Raw genomic sequence first — 16,104 nt, forward strand, 5'->3', positions numbered from 1 at the left:
GAGCAAGCCCGCTCCCACACTTGACCGAGTTTCAACATGAGCCTGCGGTCGAATGTGGGAGCTGGCTTGCCTGCGATGGCGGTGGGCCAGCCGACTCATGTGTGGCCTGACACGCCGCTTTCGCGAGCAAGCCCGCTCCCACACTTGAGCGCGCCCCACCAGGAGCATGCGGTCGGATGTGGGAGCGGGCTTGCCTGCGATGGCGGTGGGCCAGCCGACTCATGTATGGCCTGGCATACCGCTTTCGCGAGCAAGCCCGCTCCCACACTTGACCGCGCTCCACCATGAGCATGCGGTCGAATGTGGGAGCGGGCTTGCTCGCGAAGCAGGCGACTCGGTGTTACTGAATCTCGTCAGGTTTCACGATCACCCAATTTTTGTCCGCCGTCACCGGCAAGCCTTCCTTGGCCTGAGCAGCCGCGTGCTTGGCCATCATGCCGTTGAGCTGGGTCATGTATTTGTCTTTACGGTTGATCCACAGGTGAATGCCGCCCTTGGCCACGTCCACATCGTGGAACAGCATGTAGCCGTCGCTGGTCGGTGTGTCGCCGCCGACAATCACCGGCTTTTTCCATTCGTCGATGTAGGTGAGGATCGCCGCGTGCTTGCCGGCCATCCAGGTCGCCGGGGTCCACAGGTAGGGGGTCAGTTCCAGGCCGAGGTTGGCCTTCTCGTCATATTTGCCGGCGGCGATCTGTTTGCGCGCGGTGGTCAGCTCGCCAGTCTTGCGGTCCTTGAGCAAGGTGCTCACGCCGATGACGTTCTCGGGTTTGACGTTGTAGCCGTACTTCGGATCGGCAGCGACCATGCGCACCAACTCCTCGGACGCGGCGGTCATCACGTACACCTCGATGCCGTTTTCCATCAGCTTGTTGAACAGCTCAGCCTGGCCGGTGAAGACCTTCGGCGGTTGCACGTCCATGTTCTTGACCACATCACCTTCGTAATAGGTGACCGGAACCGGCTTGCCGGACGCCATCATCTCGTCGACGTAGCCTTTGAGTTCCTTGAGGGTGAAACCGGAGAAAATCTGCGCCACCCACGGGTAGCAGACCATGTCGTCGACTTCACACAGGCGGTAGTAGTAGCTGAACAGGCTTTCCTTGTGGTCGGCGGTGTCCTTGAACGGGATCAGCTTCAGGGACGGGTCCATGGTGTCGCGGGTGATCAGGCCTTTGTTTTCCAGGTACGGCAGCAAGGACTCTTCAAGGTCGTAGCGGTAGCTGGTGTTGTCCATGTCGAACACCGCGAAGTTACCCTTGTTGGCGTTCGCCGCGATCATCTTGTTCAGTTGCTCGGCGGCGGGTGCCGGCCAGTGCTTCAACTCGGTGGCGGCAAATGCCTGGCTGACGAGGCCGAGGCAGAAGGCGGCGGCAAGTAATTTTGGCGCGAGCTTCATAAGCAGTTTCTCCCTGAGTGAAAGACATCGACGCTAACAAATTCGCATGACAGTTATCACCCGAGCGCGACCGCTTGCGTCGTGATCGCGTCAACGCCATGTGCCTGAGCGCCAAAAGCTTATTCCAAAAACGACAGTCACCATTCCATATCGGTATTAAATCAATATATTTCAAGCTGTTAGGCTTCCCGGTTCGCAATCGCAGGCTCACGCGATTGGCTGCCTTCTCAACGGAGCTTCAATGAATCTGCCCCTGATTCTCAACTTACTGGTGTTCGTGGCCCTGTTGCTGGGCCTGGCACAAACTCGCCGCACAAACTGGAGCCTCGCTAAGAAGGTTTTATTCGCCCTCGTCCTGGGCGTGGTGTTTGGTACGGTGCTGCATACGATTTACGGCGACGGCAACCCGGTGCTCAAAGCCTCCATCGGCTGGTTCGACCTGGTCGGCAACGGTTACGTGCAGTTGCTGCAAATGATCGTGATCCCGCTGGTATTCGCTTCGATCCTCAGTGCCGTGGCGCGCCTGCATAACGCCTCGTCCCTGGGCAAGATCAGCTTCCTGACCATCGGTACGCTGCTGTTCACCACCGCGATTGCGGCGCTGATCGGCATCGGCCTGACCAACCTGTTCGGCCTCACCGCCGAAGGTTTGGTGGCCGGCACCCAGGAAATGGCGCGCCTGCAGATTATCCAGAGTGATTACGCAGGCAAGGTCGCCGACCTGAATATCCCGCAGTTGCTGCTGTCGTTCGTGCCGGCGAACCCGTTCGCCGACCTGGCCCGCGCCAAGCCGACGTCGATCATCAGCGTGGTGATTTTCGCCGCCTTCCTGGGGGTTGCCGCGCTGCAACTGCTCAAGGACGACGTGGAAAAAGGCCAGAAAGTGCTGAACGCCATCGACACCCTGCAAGCCTGGGTGATGCGCCTGGTGCGCCTGGTGATGAAGCTGACGCCGTACGGCGTGTTGGCGCTGATGACCAAAGTGGTCGCCGGTTCCAACCTGCAAGACATCATCAAGCTCGGCAGTTTCGTGGTGGTGTCGTACCTGGCGCTGGGCCTGATGTTTGTGGTGCACGGCCTGTTGCTGTCGCTGGCCGGGATCAACCCGCTGCGCTTCTTCCGCAAGGTATGGCCGGTGCTGACCTTCGCCTTCACCAGCCGCTCCAGCGCCGCGGCCATTCCGCTGAGCATCGAAGCGCAGACCCGCCGTCTGGGCATCCCGCAATCCATCGCCGGTTTCGCCGCCTCGTTCGGCGCGACCATCGGCCAGAACGGTTGCGCCGGTCTCTACCCGGCCATGTTGGCCGTGATGGTGGCGCCAACGGTGGGCATCAACCCGCTGGACCCGCTGTGGATCGCGACCCTGGTGGCGATTGTGACCTTGAGTTCGGCCGGCGTGGCCGGTGTGGGTGGCGGTGCAACCTTTGCCGCACTGATCGTGCTGCCAGCCATGGGCTTGCCGGTGTCACTGGTGGCGCTGCTGATTTCCGTGGAGCCGCTGATCGACATGGGCCGCACGGCGCTGAACGTGAACGGCTCGATGACGGCTGGCGCGATTACCAGCCAGATCATGGGGCAGACGGATAAAGAGCTGTTGAATGCCGATGAGCATGCGGAACTGGCGCAGGCCTGACAGACCGCTATCGCAGGCAAGCCAGCTCCCACATTGAACCGTTTTTTTCAGTAATACTCGATCACCTGTGGGAGCTGGCTTGCCTGCGATGCTCTTAGGCTTTTTCCCAAACCTCAAAGTTGTACGCCGGCTTGTCACCCTCAGCCGCATTCTCGGCATTCGACACCCGCTTCCACTGGTTCAAATCAAACTCGGGAAACCACGCATCCCCTTCCGGGCTCAATGCTACCCGCGTCAGATACAGGCGATCCGCCTGCTCAAGCCCCTGCGCATACAACTGTGCGCCGCCGATCAGCATCAGCTCATCCACGCCTTGCTCCAGCGCCCAGTCCTCAGCCCGCTCAACCGCCGCTTCCAGTGATGGAAAAACTTCCGCACCTTCCAGCGCCAAGCCGGTCTGACGGCTGACCACAATGTTCAGGCGCCCCGGCAACGGTCGACCCAGAGAATCCCAGGTCTTGCGCCCCATGATGATCGGCTTGCCGAGTGTGGTGGCCTTGAAGTATTTGAAATCCCCCGGCAAATGCCAGGGCATGCTGTTGTCGACGCCGATCACACGGTTTTCACCGAGGGCTGCGATTAGGCTTAAAGGGAGAGTTTTTTTCATGGCGACGAGAATACCAGAGCCCCCAGCCACGCGCAGCGTGCACTAAACAGCCGCAGAGCGGTTATGCTCCAAACTCACTTGCTCAACAGGACGGCGCGTGACAGCACTGACTCCCCTGCACAAACTCTGGCTGACGGAAACCGTGCGCCTGCGTGAAGAACACGCCGGGCCCCTGGAAGACCTGGAGGCCAACCGCCTGGCCCGCACGGCCGGTGGCGACCTGCCGACGCGTATTCAACAGCGCGCCCTGCACCTGGCCGAGCGCGATGGCCTGACCGCCGCCCTCGGCCGCTGGCTGCAAGGCGCGCGGCTGGCGCTGGTGCTGCTCGCGGTACTCGCCGTGATCAGTGGCGCCGGGCTGGCCTTTGCCGCGCTGGGCAACGGCCTGACCCCGGTGAATGTGTTCTGGGCCCTGGGCAGCCTGCTCGGGTTGAACCTGATCCTGCTCGTCAGTTGGGCCTTGGGCCTGCTCTTTGCCGGGGAACACAGCGCCAGCCTTGGGCGACTGTGGTTGTGGCTTAGCGAAAAACTCGCCCGTGACGCCAAGGCCGCACAGCTGGCACCGGCGCTGTTACTGCTGTTGCAGCGCCAGAAGCTCAACCGCTGGGCCGTGGGCGTGCTGGTCAACAGCCTGTGGCTGCTGGCCTTGCTCAGCGCGATGGTGATTTTGCTGACACTCCTGGCTACCCGTCGCTACGGTTTTGTGTGGGAAACCACCATTCTCGGTGCCGACACGTTTGTCGCCGTCACCCAAGCCCTCGGCAGCCTGCCTGCGTTGTTGGGCTTCAACGTGCCGACCGTCGAGATGATCCGCGCCAGCGGCGATTCCGCCCTGAATATCGAAAGCGCCCGCCAAGCCTGGGCTGCATGGCTGGTCGGTGTGTTGCTGGTCTACGGCCTGTTACCTCGATTGATCCTTGCCCTGCTGTGCCTGTGGCGCTGGAAACGCGGGCGCGCCACGCTGCGCCTGGACCTCAACCTGCCCGGCTACAGCCCGTTGCGCGAACGCCTGATGCCAAGCAGCGAACGCCTTGGGGTCAACGACGCCGCGCCTGAACAGTTGCACCACGTCACCGGCGGCGTCAGCGAGCTGGAAAGCGACGGCGCGCTGCTGGTGGCCATTGAGCTGGACGATCAACATCCGTGGCCGCCCAAACTGCCGGCCAGCATCAAAAATGCCGGCGTCCTCGACAGCCGCGAATCACGCCACAAACTGCTGGAACAACTCACACGCTTCCCGCCCGCGCGCCTGGTCATCGCCTGCGACCCACGCCGTTCGCCCGACCGTGGCAGCCTGGCGCTGATCGCCGAGCTCGCGCGCAGCGCCGCCGCCACCCGCGTCTGGCTGCTGCAAGCGCCGCCCGGCCAAGCCCTGGATGCCGATCGCCTGGGCGATTGGCATACCGCGCTGCAACAGCTGGAATTGCCCTTCGCCGACTGCGCGCCGCTCACGTGGCTGGAGACCGGTCATGACTAAACCGCTGAAACTCGCCGTGGTCGGCCACACCAATGTCGGCAAGACCTCGCTGCTGCGCACGTTGACCCGTGATGTCGGCTTCGGTGAAGTCTCCCATCGCCCCAGTACCACTCGGCACGTCGAAGGTGCGCGGTTATCCGTGGATGGCGAAGCCTTGCTGGAGCTGTACGACACGCCCGGCCTGGAGGATGCCATCGCCCTGCTCGATTACCTGGAGCGGCTGGACCGCCCCGGCGAACGCCTCGATGGCCCGGCGCGGCTGGCGAGGTTTCTGGAAGGCAGCGAAGCGCGCCAGCGTTTTGAGCAGGAAGCCAAGGTGCTGCGCCAGTTGCTGGCCTCCGACGCCGGGTTGTATGTGATCGACGCCCGCGAGCCGGTGCTGGCCAAATACCGCGACGAGCTGCAAGTGCTGGCCAGTTGCGGCAAGCCGTTGCTGCCGGTGCTCAACTTTGTCAGCAGCAGCGACCACCGCGAACCGGATTGGCGCGAAGCCCTGGCCCGCCTGGGCCTGCATGCACTGGTGCGTTTCGACAGCGTGGCGCCGCCGGAAGACGGCGAGCGACGGCTGTATGAAAGCCTCGCCCTGCTGCTGGAAACCTCGCGGCCGCAGTTGGAGCGGTTGATTCTCGACCAGCAAGCCCAACGCCAGGCCCGCCAGCAAAGCGCCGCGCGCCTGATCGCCGAGCTGTTGATTGAATGCGCGGCGTGCCGGCGCAGCGTGCTCACCGAAGATGAGCCGCAAGCCATCAGCGACTTGCGCAAAGCCGTGCGCCAGCGCGAACAAAAATGCGTGGAAGCCTTGCTCAAATTGTTTGGCTTTCGCCCCCAGGACGCCGCCGCCAGTGACTTGCCGTTGCTGGACGGGCGCTGGGGCGATGACCTGTTCAACCCGGAAACCCTCAAGCAACTCGGCGTGCGCGTCGGCGGTGGCATCGCCGCAGGCGCCGCCGCCGGGGCCGGTGTGGACTTGCTGGTCGGTGGCTTGACGCTGGGGGCTGCCGCGATTGCCGGTGCGATTGCCGGCGGCGCGCTGCAAACGGCGCGCAGCTATGGCAGCCGCTTGCTGGGCAAAATCAAGGGCCAACGCGAACTGACCGTCGACGACAGCGTGCTGCGCCTGCTGGCCCTGCGCCAACGCCAGTTGCTCAAAGCATTGAACCTGCGCGGCCACGCGGCGATGCACAGCATCAAGGTCGACACGCCCCAGGACAAAACCTGGCGCGAAGGCAAACTGCCAGACGCCCTGCACAAAGCCCGCGCCCATCCGCAATGGTCGTCCCTGAACCCCCACGCCAGGTTGAGCCAGGCCGAGCGCCAGGAACAGGTCGAGGCCCTGGCCCAGCGCCTCGACGACACCTAAGCCGCGAGCAATTGCCGGGCCTTGGCCTTGAGCACCTCAAGGTCAAGCACCGGCACGTGCATTTCCTTGGCCTGCTCGTCCCAGTGGCGCATGCGCAGGCTGACCTGGCAAAGCGGGTCCTGCTCAAAGGCCTGCGCTTCTTCGGCGGTCATTACGCCGCCCTGATAGCCCAGCGTCCGGCGGCTGGCTTCGCTCAGGCGGGCGTAATAGTCCGGTTGGCTGAAGGTCAGGTAGCGCTTGGCCTGCACGTGATATTCCACCAGTTTGGCCATGCGCTCGCTGAAGCCCGCGCGGCGCAGGTAATCCGCGCCCAGGCATTCATGGCTGACCACGCCATACCCACCCATGTTCTCGCCGCCCTGGCCGCAGATATGCCCGATATCGTGGAAAAACGCCGCCAGTACCACCTCATCATCGAAACCTTCAGCCATGGCCAATTGCGCGGCTTGGGACATGTGCTCGATCTGCGACACCGGCTCACCGATGTAATCCGCCGTACCGTGCTGCTCGTACAAGCCAAACACGTCGGCAATTGTCTGTTCCGGGTTCATCGCGCCTCTCCCCACAATGCAGTGATATTCCGCTCGGCCATCGCCGGCCCCACGCTCATACCCACACCGGTGTGCATCAACGCCGCACTTACCCCCGGCGCCGCGCGCAGGAACGAAAACGGCCTCGGCCCACGTGAGCCGTAGACGCCCTGCCAGCGCTCCACCACCTGAATCTTGCAACTTAAGGTCTGCTCGGCCAGTTCGATCATCCAGTCATCCACCTGCTCGGCATTGAAGGGCGATGCATCGCTGCCGTAATCATGGGAGTCGCCGATGATCAGCTCGCCATAGGGCGTCGGGCTGATCAGCAGATGAATCCCGTGTTCATGCAGGTGCGGTGAGTCTCGCAGGATCTGCGCCTGCAACGGCGCGGCCTCGGGAAGGTCCGCGAAGGCGCCGTAGTGCACGCAACTCAGGCCCGTGAGCAAGGCGTGTTGCAGGTTCAGGTTAGCCGCAGGCCGGGCGCGCAGCATTTGCAGGCGGCAGATTTGCGGGTTGAGCTCGGCGATCGATTCTGCCAGCAAGGTCTGGTAGTCGTGGCCGGAGCAGACAATGACTTGCTCGCCGCGAAAGCTGCCCGCCGTGGTGTGCACTTGGCCGGGTTCAACGTCGCGCACCAGGGTGGAGAAATGAAATTCCACCTTGAGCGCCTGCCTGAGGTAGTTGATCAACGCCGGGATTGCTTCGCGTGAATACAGCTGCTGATCGTCCTTGCCATGCAGCGCGGCGCGGTGATGGCGGAACTGGCCGCCGTACAGATCCTTCATTGCCGCGCCTTGCAGCAACTCGACGTTGTAGCCGTGCTCTTGGGCGCGGCCGGCGCAGAAAGCTTCCAGCAGGTGCTCTTCAGCCTCGGTGCGGGCAAACAGGTACGAGCCATTGCGCTTGAGTTGCAGGCCGGCGACGTGCGCCCAGTGGCCCCAGATGTCGCGGCTTTCCCGTGCCAGGTCGAGCATCGGTCCGGGCGGTTGGCCAGTGACCAATGCCTGGCCGAAGTTGCGCACCGAGGCGCCCAACGGCGTGGCGCTGCGCTCGAACACCTTGACCTTGAGGCCGCGTTTGGCGGCCGCGTAGGCGTGGGACAAGCCGAGAATGCCGGCGCCCACAATCAGCAGGTCGTTTTGTTGTGTCATGTAGTGATGTCCTGAATTCGAGACCGCTATCGCAGGCAAGCCAGCTCCCACAGGGGAACGCATTCCAAGGTGGGCGCTGGCTTGCCTGCGATGAGGCCATCAGCCCTAACGAAAAACCTTACTGACCGGCCACCTTCTCCGACTTACCGTCATAGCGCTTGCGCCACTCGGTCAGGATGCTGTCGCGGTGCTTCGACGCCCAGGCAAAGTCGTTCTTGATCAGCCGTTGCTCGTAGTCAGCCGGCAATTCGGTCTGCGGCTTGGCGATACCCGGCTGAGCGAGGACGGCAAAGTTTTCTTTGTACAGTTCCATCGCCGCGGGGCTTGCAGAGAAGTCAGCCAGCTTTTTCGCTGCATCGGCATGGGCAGTGCCCTTGATCACGGCCGTCGCTTCGATGTCCCAACCCAGGCCTTCTTTCGGCAGGATGATGTCCAGCGGTGCGCCCTGGCGCTTGAGTTGAACGGCCGGGTATTCAAAGGAAATACCAATCGGGAACTCACCCGAAGCGGCCAGCTTGCACGGCTTGGAACCGGAGTGAACGTACTGGCCGATGTTCTGGTGCAGGTCGTCCATGTACTGCCAGCCTTGTTTCTCGCCGAAGGTCTGCAACCAGGCGCTCACGTCCAGGAAGCCGGTGCCGGACGAGGCCGGGTTGGGCATCACAATCTTGCCCTTGTACTCAGGCTTGGTCAGGTCTTGCCAGCTCACGGGTTTGGTCAGGCCCTGTTTCTCGGCCTCGACGGTGTTGAAGCAGATGGTCGCCGCCCACACATCCATGCCGACCCAGGCCGGCGGGTTGGCGGCGTCGCGGTAGTTTTTGCCGATCTTGTCGAGGTCCTTGGGCGCGTAGTTATCCAGCATGCCCTGCTGGTCGAGAATCGCCAGGCTTGACGCGGCCAGGCCCCAGACCACGTCGGCCTGCGGGCGATCTTTCTCGGCGAGCAGCTTGGCGGTGATGATGCCGGTGGAGTCGCGTACCCACTTGATCTCGACGTCCGGGTTGGCTTTTTCGAACGCCTGCTTATAGGTCTTCAACTGCTCGGCTTCGAGGGCCGTGTACACGACCAGTTCGGTCTTGGCGAAGGCATTCAGGCTGAATGCCGTGAGTACCGCAGCGACCAGCGCCAGGGGCTTGAACATGGAACACCTCCTACAGTTATTGGCCGGGCGCGGTCTGGCGCCAGGCTTGGGAGCGGCGCAACGCGCCACGTGAGGCCCACGCCAGCAGCAGTGAGACGCCGCCGGAGGTGAACAGGATCAGGGTCGACATGGCCGCCGCGCCGCCCACATTGCCGGCGTCGTCCATGTTCAAGACAGCGACGGCAGCGAGGAGGGTGTCGGGGCTGTAGAGGAAGATGGCGGCCGACACGGTGGTCATCGCCGAGACAAACAGGTAGCGCAGGATGTCCAGCAGCGCCGGCAGGCAGATCGGCACGGTGACGCGCAAATAGTGGCGGTACAGCGGCGCCTTGAGGGACAGCGCGGCGGCCTCAAACTCGACGTCCAGTTGACGCAACGCAGTGGTGGCGGTCATCTGTGCAGTGGTCAAATAGTGCGCAATGGTGCACACCACCAGCAGGGTCATGGTCCCGTAGAACACATGCAGCGGGTTGCCGTTGAGATTGAAAAAGAACACGTAGCCCAGGCCCAGCACCAACCCCGGCACGGCCATCGGCACAAAGCTGAGCATGCGCAGCGCCAGGTTCAGGCCTTTTTGGCCCTTGGTTTTTTCCATCAGGTAGGCGCCGGTGAAGATCAGCCCGCTGCCGATCAACGCGGTGCACAGGGCCATGGTCAGGCTGTTGCGGTAGGCCAGCCAGCCACCGCCCGCGGTGTCTTCAAACTGGTAATGGCTGAGGGACAGCGACAAGTTGTAGGGCCAGAATTTCACCAGCGAGGAATACACCGCCATGCCGAACACCAGCAGCAATGCCACGCAGATCAGCACCACGATGGCCAGGTAGCAACCATCGCGCAGCCGTGATGGCGCAGGGTGGAAGACTTGGGCACGGCCACTCATGGAGTCGCCATGACGACGGCGCAACCAGGCATCAACCCCGAAACTGAACAGCGCCGGCAGCAGCAACACCATGCCGATCAACGCGCCGCGACCGAACTGTTGCTGGCCGACCACGGCCTTGTACGCCTCCAGCGCCAACACCTGGTAATCACCGCCCACCACCACGGGCACGCCGAAGTCGGTGATGGTCAGGGTGAACACCAGGCAAAACGCCGCAAACACCGCCTGACGCGTGGCCGGCCAGGTGATGCTGCGAAACGCCCGGGCAGGGCTCGCGCCCATGCTGGAGGCCGCGTCGAACAGTCGCGCATCCGCCAGCGACAGCGCCGACAGCAAGATCATCAAAGCGTGTGGGAAGGTGTAGATCACCTCGCCCAGAACAATGCCCCAGAAGCCGTAGATATTCTCCGAGAGCAACCCGCGCAACAGGCCTTGGTTGCCGAACAGGTACACCAGCGCAATGCCCGGCAGCATTGACGGCGCCATCAACGGCAGCAGCGACAGGCCGCGCCAGATGGGTTTGCCAGGAATCAACGTGCGCTGCAGTGCGTAGGCAAACAGGTAGGCCAGCGGTACGACGATGGCCGCCACGCTGAGGGAAACTTTCAGGCTATTGCCCAGCAGCCAATGGAAGTTGTCGCTGGTCACCAGTTCCCGCGCGGCAACAAGGCCGCCGCCCTGCCCGGCTTCACTGCTCAAGCCACGCCAGAAGATCGCCAGCAGCGGCATCAGTACGGCGATGCCCAGGAGCATCAGCCACAGCAGTTTGCCGCCGACCACAAAAAGACGGTCGGCCGTTTCGGCACGCGAAACCTCGCGCGGCATCGGCAGGGTCATTTCAACGGCCATCTCAGGCAAACACCTGCAGGCTGCGCGGCGGCAAGGCCACCCAGATGTGCTGGGCGCCCAGACGCGGCATGGCCTCCGGGGCCAGTTCGGCGAGCAATGGATGGCCGGGCAATTGCTCCAGCTCAAAGCTCATGCGGCAGCGGTTGCCCAGAAAGGTAACCTCGCGAACTTTGGCCGGGAACAGGTTCTCTTCATGCACCGGCGGGTTGACGCTGATGGCTTCCGGGCGGCAGAACAAACGGCCGGACTTGGCCACGCCCGCATTGTCGGCCAGGCGCATGTTCATCCCGCCAACCTGCGCGTGGCTGGCGCTGTTACGGCTGAACGGCAGCCAGTTACCCTGGCCGACAAACTCCGCCACAAACGGCGTGGCCGGGCGGTCGTAGATTTCCTGCGGCGTGGCGTACTGCTCGACCTTGCCGTTGTTCATCACGGCAATGCGGTCGGCCATCAGCATGGCCTCGTCCTGGTTGTGCGTGACCATTAGCGTGGTGATGCCCAGGCGGCGTTGCAGTTGGCGCAGCTCGGTGCACAGGTGTTCGCGAACGCGGGCGTCGAGGGCCGACATCGGTTCGTCGAGCAGCAACAAGGACGGCGCCGGTGCCAGGGCGCGGGCCAGCGCCACACGTTGTTGTTGGCCGCCGGAGAGCTGGCCGGGGTATTTCTTTTCGCTGCCGACCAGGCCCACCAGTTCGAGCATCTGCCCGACGCGCTGGCGCGCTTCATCGCGGCCACTGCCGGTAAGGCCGTAGCCGATGTTCGCTTCAACCGTCAGGTTGGGGAACAGCGCGTAGGACTGAAACAGAATGCCGTAGTCCCGCGCCTGGGGTGGCAGCAGGGAGACGTCACGGTTGCCCAGGCGCAGCTCACCGCTGTCCTGGCGTTCAAGGCCGGCAATGCAGCGCAGCAGCGTGGTCTTGCCGCAGCCGGATGGACCCAGCAGGCACACCAGTTCGCCGGCGGCGACGTCCAGGGACACGTTGTCCAGCGCCGTGAAGGCGCCGAAGCGTTTCTGGATACCGCGCACCGTCATGGGCGCGCCGGGTTGGGTCAGGGCTGTGTTCATGAAGGCACCTCATCAAACGAATGAAGGCCATGCTAGGTGGGCAATGCGTCGCGGTTGTGGCAGGAAGGCAAAAGGCAGTGATAGTGGTATTGGTGGATTTGTGTAGGACTGTTCGGGATGCGGTGACTGGCCTACCGCTTTCGCGAGCAAGCCCGCTCCCACAGTTGATCACTTTCTCATGTTGGAACTCGGTCAACTGTGGGAGCGGGCTTGCTCGCGAATGGCCCTCAGGGCCACCACAAAATCTCAGAGGGGAGACATTTCCTGCGCCAGCCCGAGAAACGCCGCCGGCAACCGCGCGCCTTTTCTTTCCTTGAGGCAGTACAAATACTCCGGGATCTGCGGCGCATTCTCGATGGTCAGCACCCGCAATTGCGGGTCATGCGGCACTTCCTGGCGCGCAATGATGCTGATGCCGATATTGCGCAGCACCGCTTCGCGGATCGACTCGCGGCTGCCGATTTCCAGCAACGGGCCGTAACTCACTCCGGCGCTCTGCAACAGGTCCTCGGTCAGCCGCCGCGTAGTGGAACCCGCTTCGCGCATCAACAGTGTGTGCCCGGCGAGCGCGGTCAACGGCACGTGATCGAGCTTGGCCAACGGATGGTTGCGGTGCACCGCCAGCACCAATGGGTCGGTGCCCAGCACGCGGCGAATCAGGCGCGGGTCTTCGAGCAATTGCGAGGAAGCGGCGACATCGACGCGGTAGTCATCCAACGCTTCGAGCACCTGCTGGGAGTTGCCGATTTCCACCGACACCTCCACGTGCGGCAGGCGTTCGCGAAAGGCTTTGACCAAGTCGAGGATGTAATACGGCGCCGTTGCGGCAATGCGCAATGTGCCTTGCACCTGGCCGGTATTGCGCAGGAAAAACTCGATGTCGGCTTCTTGCTGCAACAACGTCTTGACCATCGGCAGCAGGCGCGCGCCATCGTCGCTGACGGTGAGCCTACGACCACCGCGGTAGAACAGCTCAACCCCGTATTGGCTTTCCAGGTTGCGAATCTGAGTGGTGACGGTGGGTTGGCTCAGGCCGAGTTTTTTCGCCGCCTGAGTGATGCTGCCCAGGCGGGCGACCATGAAAAACGCTTTTAACTCGGCACTCAGCACACCACCCTCACATCGACTATTTACGCAACAACCGCAGGCCGTTGAACACCACCAGCAGGCTCACGCCCATGTCCGCGAACACCGCCATCCACATGGTGGCCATGCCCAGGAACGTTACCGCGAGGAAGATCGCCTTGATCACCAGCGCCAGGGCGATGTTCTGCTTGAGGATACTCGACGTTTGTCGCGACAACCGAATGAAAGCCGGAATCTTGCGCAAATCATCGTCCATCAGCGCCACGTCGGCAGTCTCAATGGCGGTGTCGGTGCCGGCGGCGGCCATGGCAAAACCGATCTCGGCGCGGGCCAGGGCCGGGGCGTCGTTGATGCCGTCGCCGACCATGCCCACGCGGCGGCCTTGGCCGTAGAGGGCTTCGATGGCTTGCAGTTTGTCGGTGGGCAACAGGTCGCCCTGTGCCTGGTCGATGCCGACCTGGGCTGCAATCGCCTGGGCGGTGTGGGTGTTGTCGCCGGTGAGCATCAGGGTTTTGATGCCCAGGTCATGCAGTTGCTGGATGGCTTCGCGGCTGCTGTCCTTGACCGTGTCAGCCACGGCAAACAGCGCCAGCGGGCCGGACTTGTCGAGCAACAGCACCACGGACTTGCCTTGTTTTTCCAGGGCGAAGAGTTTTTCTTCCAGCTCAGGCGAGCACAGGCCGAGGTCTTCCACCAAGCGGTGGTTGCCCAGGTGGTAGGTTTCGCCATTGATATCGCCGCGCACACCGCGACCGGCCAGGGCCTCGAAGTTATCCACAACGTGGCTTGGCAGGTTTTTATCCACAGCCGCATTGGCGATGGCCAGCGACACCGGGTGATCCGACCGCCCGGCCAGGCTGGCGGCCAGCGCCGGTGCGCTGTCTTCGACGTTGGGGAACAGCGCCAGGTAGTCGGTTTGCACCGGTTTGCCGTGGGTGATGGTGCCGGTCTTGTCGAGGGCCAGGTAGTCGAGCTTGTAACCGCCCTCCAGGTACACGCCGCCCTTGATCAGGATGCCTTTGCGCGCCGCTGCCGCGAGGCCGCTGACGATGGTCACCGGGGTGGAAATTACCAAGGCACACGGGCATGCGACCACCAACAGCACCAGCGCGCGGTAGATCCAGTCGAACCAGGCGCCGGCCATGAACAGCGGGGGAATCAGCGCCACACCGAGGGCGAACAGGAACACCGCCGGCGTGTATACCTTGGCGAAGCTGTCGACAAACCGCTGGGTTGGCGCGCGCGCACCTTGAGCCTGTTCCACGGCGTGAATGATGCGCGCCAGGGTGGAGTTGTTGGCCGCTGCGGTGACCTTGTATTCCAGGGAGCCGGCCTGATTGATGGTGCCGGCGAAGACTTTATCGCCCACGGTTTTTTCAATCGGCAGGCTTTCACCGGTGATCGGCGCCTGGTCGATAGTGGATTGACCGGCGGTGACTTCACCGTCCAGGCCAATACGCTCGCCGGGCTTTACCCGCACGATGGCGCCAAGTTCAATACTTTTAACCTCTTGTTCTGCCCACGTACCGTCAGCCTGCTGCACCGTGGCCTGTTCCGGGGTCATCTGCATCAAGCCGCTGATGGCATTGCGCGCGCGGTCCAGGGACTTGGCTTCAATCAACTCGGCCACAGTGAACAGGAACATCACCATCGCCGCTTCCGGCCACTGGCCGATCAGGATCGCGCCGGTCACCGCGATGCTCATCAGCGCGTTGATGTTCAGGTTGAGGTTTTTAAGCGCAATCCAGCCCTTTTTGTAGGTGGTGAGGCCGCCACTGAGGATCGACACCAGCGCCACCAGCGCAATCACCCAAGTCGGCGCTACGCCGGTGAAGTGCAGCACTTCAGCGCCCAACGCACCCACGCCGGATACCGCCAGCGGCCACCAGTGTTTCTTGGCCGGGGGCGCAGCGGGCGGGGTGCCTTCTTCGATGGGGTCGGCTTGCATGCCGATGGATTTGATCGCTTCGACGATCGGCGCGGTGCTCGGCAGGTCATGGGTGACGCCGAGGATGCGGTTGATCAGGTTGAATTCCAGTTGCTGCACGCCGGCCAGCTTGCCCAGTTTGTTCTGGATCAGCGTCTGCTCGGTGGGGCAGTCCATGGCTTCGATGCGAAAGGTGCTCAGGCGCGAGCCGGCGGTCGGCGCTTCGCTCAGCGTCACCACGGCAGGCGCGGCCTTGCTTGCGCAGCAGGAACCACCGTGACTTGCGTGGTCATGCGGTTTGACCGGCGTCAGTTTCGCGCCGTGATCGTGGCTGTGGTCATGATCGTGCTTGTGATCATGCTTTTTGGGGGTGTGGATGGAGTCGCTCATTCGGTCGCGTCCGTAAAGGTGCCTGTTGCCAAGTAAAGACCCTGTAGCCACTATAGGGTCAAGCACCCATTTGGAGATTGCTGCGATGAAGATCGGCGAATTGGCCAAACTGACCGACTGTCAGGTGGAAACCATCCGTTATTACGAGAAGGAAGGCCTGCTGCCGCCCCCGGCGCGCACCGATGCCAACTACCGCGTGTACACCCAGGCGCACACCGAACGGCTGATTTTTATCCGCAACTGCCGCAGCCTGGACATGACCCTCGAAGAAATCCGCAGCCTGCTGGGGCTACGCGACAGCCCTCAGGACCAGTGTGAAAGCGTGAATGCGCTGATCGACGAGCATATCCACCATGTGAAAGCGCGGATCGACGGGCTGTTGGCCTTGCAGGAACAATTGCTTGATCTGCGCCAGCGCTGTGGCGGCGGGCCGGATCTGGATCAATGCGGGATTTTGCAGCGGCTGGAAGTCAGCGGGAGTGTGGCGGCGAGCGAGGCTGAGCCTTCGCACGTGGGCAGAAGCCACGGGCACTGATCCTGAGTGAATACAGGACAAAAAATGTGGGAGCGGGCTTGCTCGCGAATGCGGTAGATCAGTCAATGTT

At 62.8% G+C, this 16,104-nt stretch carries 13 protein-coding genes; 4 read left to right on the forward strand and 9 right to left on the reverse strand.

The features are described 5' to 3' along the window. Positions 1–340: 340 nt before the first annotated feature. Positions 341–1,399, reverse strand: coding sequence for a haloacid dehalogenase-like hydrolase (locus WBB95_RS00060; RefSeq protein WP_424485730.1), 1,059 nt, complete (start codon positions 1,397–1,399; stop codon positions 341–343). Between the two features lie 241 nt (positions 1,400–1,640). Here WBB95_RS00060 and WBB95_RS00065 point away from each other — a divergent pair, with 241 nt between their 5' ends. After that, positions 1,641–3,032: an L-cystine transporter gene (locus WBB95_RS00065; protein ID WP_424485731.1), complete on the forward strand. Its 1,392-nt coding sequence runs from the start codon at positions 1,641–1,643 to the stop codon at positions 3,030–3,032. 94 nt (positions 3,033–3,126) lie between these two features. On the opposite strand, the gene WBB95_RS00070 is transcribed toward WBB95_RS00065, so the two are convergent. Continuing rightward, complete coding sequence (locus WBB95_RS00070; protein ID WP_424485732.1) at positions 3,127–3,639, reverse strand: dihydrofolate reductase; 513 nt, start codon at positions 3,637–3,639, stop codon at positions 3,127–3,129. A gap of 97 nt (positions 3,640–3,736) precedes the next feature. On the opposite strand from WBB95_RS00070, the gene WBB95_RS00075 reads away from it, so the two are divergent. Beyond that, positions 3,737–5,116 carry a DUF2868 domain-containing protein gene (locus tag WBB95_RS00075; RefSeq protein WP_424485733.1) on the forward strand — a complete coding sequence of 460 codons (1,380 nt, stop codon included), beginning with the start codon at positions 3,737–3,739 and terminating at the stop codon, positions 5,114–5,116. Continuing rightward, positions 5,109–6,476 carry a DUF3482 domain-containing protein gene (locus WBB95_RS00080; RefSeq protein WP_424485734.1) on the forward strand — a complete coding sequence of 456 codons (1,368 nt, stop codon included), beginning with the start codon at positions 5,109–5,111 and terminating at the stop codon, positions 6,474–6,476. Before WBB95_RS00075 ends, WBB95_RS00080 begins: the two co-directional genes overlap by 8 nt. Here WBB95_RS00080 and WBB95_RS00085 read toward each other — a convergent pair. The 7 genes from WBB95_RS00085 to WBB95_RS00115 form a co-directional block, all read right to left on the reverse strand. Beyond that, positions 6,473–7,027: a phosphonate degradation HD-domain oxygenase gene (locus WBB95_RS00085; protein ID WP_424485735.1), complete on the reverse strand. Its 555-nt coding sequence runs from the start codon at positions 7,025–7,027 to the stop codon at positions 6,473–6,475. The genes WBB95_RS00080 and WBB95_RS00085 overlap by 4 nt on opposite strands. Beyond that, entirely contained in the window at positions 7,024–8,160 is a 1,137-nt protein-coding gene (locus tag WBB95_RS00090) for a TIGR03364 family FAD-dependent oxidoreductase (RefSeq protein ID WP_424485736.1), read from the reverse strand. The genes WBB95_RS00085 and WBB95_RS00090 overlap by 4 nt, the downstream gene beginning before the upstream one ends. A gap of 118 nt (positions 8,161–8,278) precedes the next feature. Then, positions 8,279–9,301 carry a putative 2-aminoethylphosphonate ABC transporter substrate-binding protein gene (locus tag WBB95_RS00095; RefSeq protein ID WP_424485737.1) on the reverse strand — a complete coding sequence of 341 codons (1,023 nt, stop codon included), beginning with the start codon at positions 9,299–9,301 and terminating at the stop codon, positions 8,279–8,281. 16 nt (positions 9,302–9,317) lie between these two features. Continuing rightward, a complete protein-coding gene (locus WBB95_RS00100) occupies positions 9,318–11,030 on the reverse strand; it encodes a putative 2-aminoethylphosphonate ABC transporter permease subunit (protein ID WP_424485738.1) in 1,713 nt (570 codons plus the stop codon). 1 nt (position 11,031) lies between these two features. After that, complete coding sequence (locus WBB95_RS00105; protein WP_424485739.1) at positions 11,032–12,096, reverse strand: putative 2-aminoethylphosphonate ABC transporter ATP-binding protein; 1,065 nt, start codon at positions 12,094–12,096, stop codon at positions 11,032–11,034. A 246-nt stretch (positions 12,097–12,342) separates the two neighbouring features. Beyond that, positions 12,343–13,206 carry a LysR family transcriptional regulator gene (locus WBB95_RS00110; RefSeq protein WP_424485740.1) on the reverse strand — a complete coding sequence of 288 codons (864 nt, stop codon included), beginning with the start codon at positions 13,204–13,206 and terminating at the stop codon, positions 12,343–12,345. A gap of 16 nt (positions 13,207–13,222) precedes the next feature. Next, positions 13,223–15,499 carry a heavy metal translocating P-type ATPase gene (locus WBB95_RS00115; protein ID WP_424485741.1) on the reverse strand — a complete coding sequence of 759 codons (2,277 nt, stop codon included), beginning with the start codon at positions 15,497–15,499 and terminating at the stop codon, positions 13,223–13,225. An 85-nt stretch (positions 15,500–15,584) separates the two neighbouring features. Between WBB95_RS00115 and cadR the strand changes: the two genes are divergently transcribed. Further along, positions 15,585–16,034: a Cd(II)/Pb(II)-responsive transcriptional regulator gene (gene cadR, locus WBB95_RS00120; RefSeq protein ID WP_071485048.1), complete on the forward strand. Its 450-nt coding sequence runs from the start codon at positions 15,585–15,587 to the stop codon at positions 16,032–16,034. Positions 16,035–16,104: the final 70 nt, after the last annotated feature.

Origin of the sequence: Pseudomonas sp. (assembly GCF_049645325.1) — a bacterium.
Lineage (GTDB): Bacteria > Pseudomonadota > Gammaproteobacteria > Pseudomonadales > Pseudomonadaceae > Aquipseudomonas.

Excerpts from the sequence above, each read along its gene's own strand:
- cadR (WP_071485048.1), top strand. The coding sequence starts at position 15,585 with ATGAAGATCGGCGAATTGGCCAAACTGACCGACTGTCAGGTGGAAACC.
- WBB95_RS00105 (WP_424485739.1), bottom strand. The coding sequence starts at position 12,096 with ATGAACACAGCCCTGACCCAACCCGGCGCGCCCATGACGGTGCGCGGT.
- WBB95_RS00070 (WP_424485732.1), bottom strand. The coding sequence starts at position 3,639 with ATGAAAAAAACTCTCCCTTTAAGCCTAATCGCAGCCCTCGGTGAAAAC.
- WBB95_RS00060 (WP_424485730.1), bottom strand. The coding sequence starts at position 1,399 with ATGAAGCTCGCGCCAAAATTACTTGCCGCCGCCTTCTGCCTCGGCCTC.
- WBB95_RS00095 (WP_424485737.1), bottom strand. The coding sequence starts at position 9,301 with ATGTTCAAGCCCCTGGCGCTGGTCGCTGCGGTACTCACGGCATTCAGC.
- WBB95_RS00090 (WP_424485736.1), bottom strand. The coding sequence starts at position 8,160 with ATGACACAACAAAACGACCTGCTGATTGTGGGCGCCGGCATTCTCGGC.
- WBB95_RS00085 (WP_424485735.1), bottom strand. The coding sequence starts at position 7,027 with ATGAACCCGGAACAGACAATTGCCGACGTGTTTGGCTTGTACGAGCAG.
- WBB95_RS00115 (WP_424485741.1), bottom strand. The coding sequence starts at position 15,499 with ATGAGCGACTCCATCCACACCCCCAAAAAGCATGATCACAAGCACGAT.
- WBB95_RS00065 (WP_424485731.1), top strand. The coding sequence starts at position 1,641 with ATGAATCTGCCCCTGATTCTCAACTTACTGGTGTTCGTGGCCCTGTTG.
- WBB95_RS00100 (WP_424485738.1), bottom strand. The coding sequence starts at position 11,030 with ATGGCCGTTGAAATGACCCTGCCGATGCCGCGCGAGGTTTCGCGTGCC.
- WBB95_RS00080 (WP_424485734.1), top strand. The coding sequence starts at position 5,109 with ATGACTAAACCGCTGAAACTCGCCGTGGTCGGCCACACCAATGTCGGC.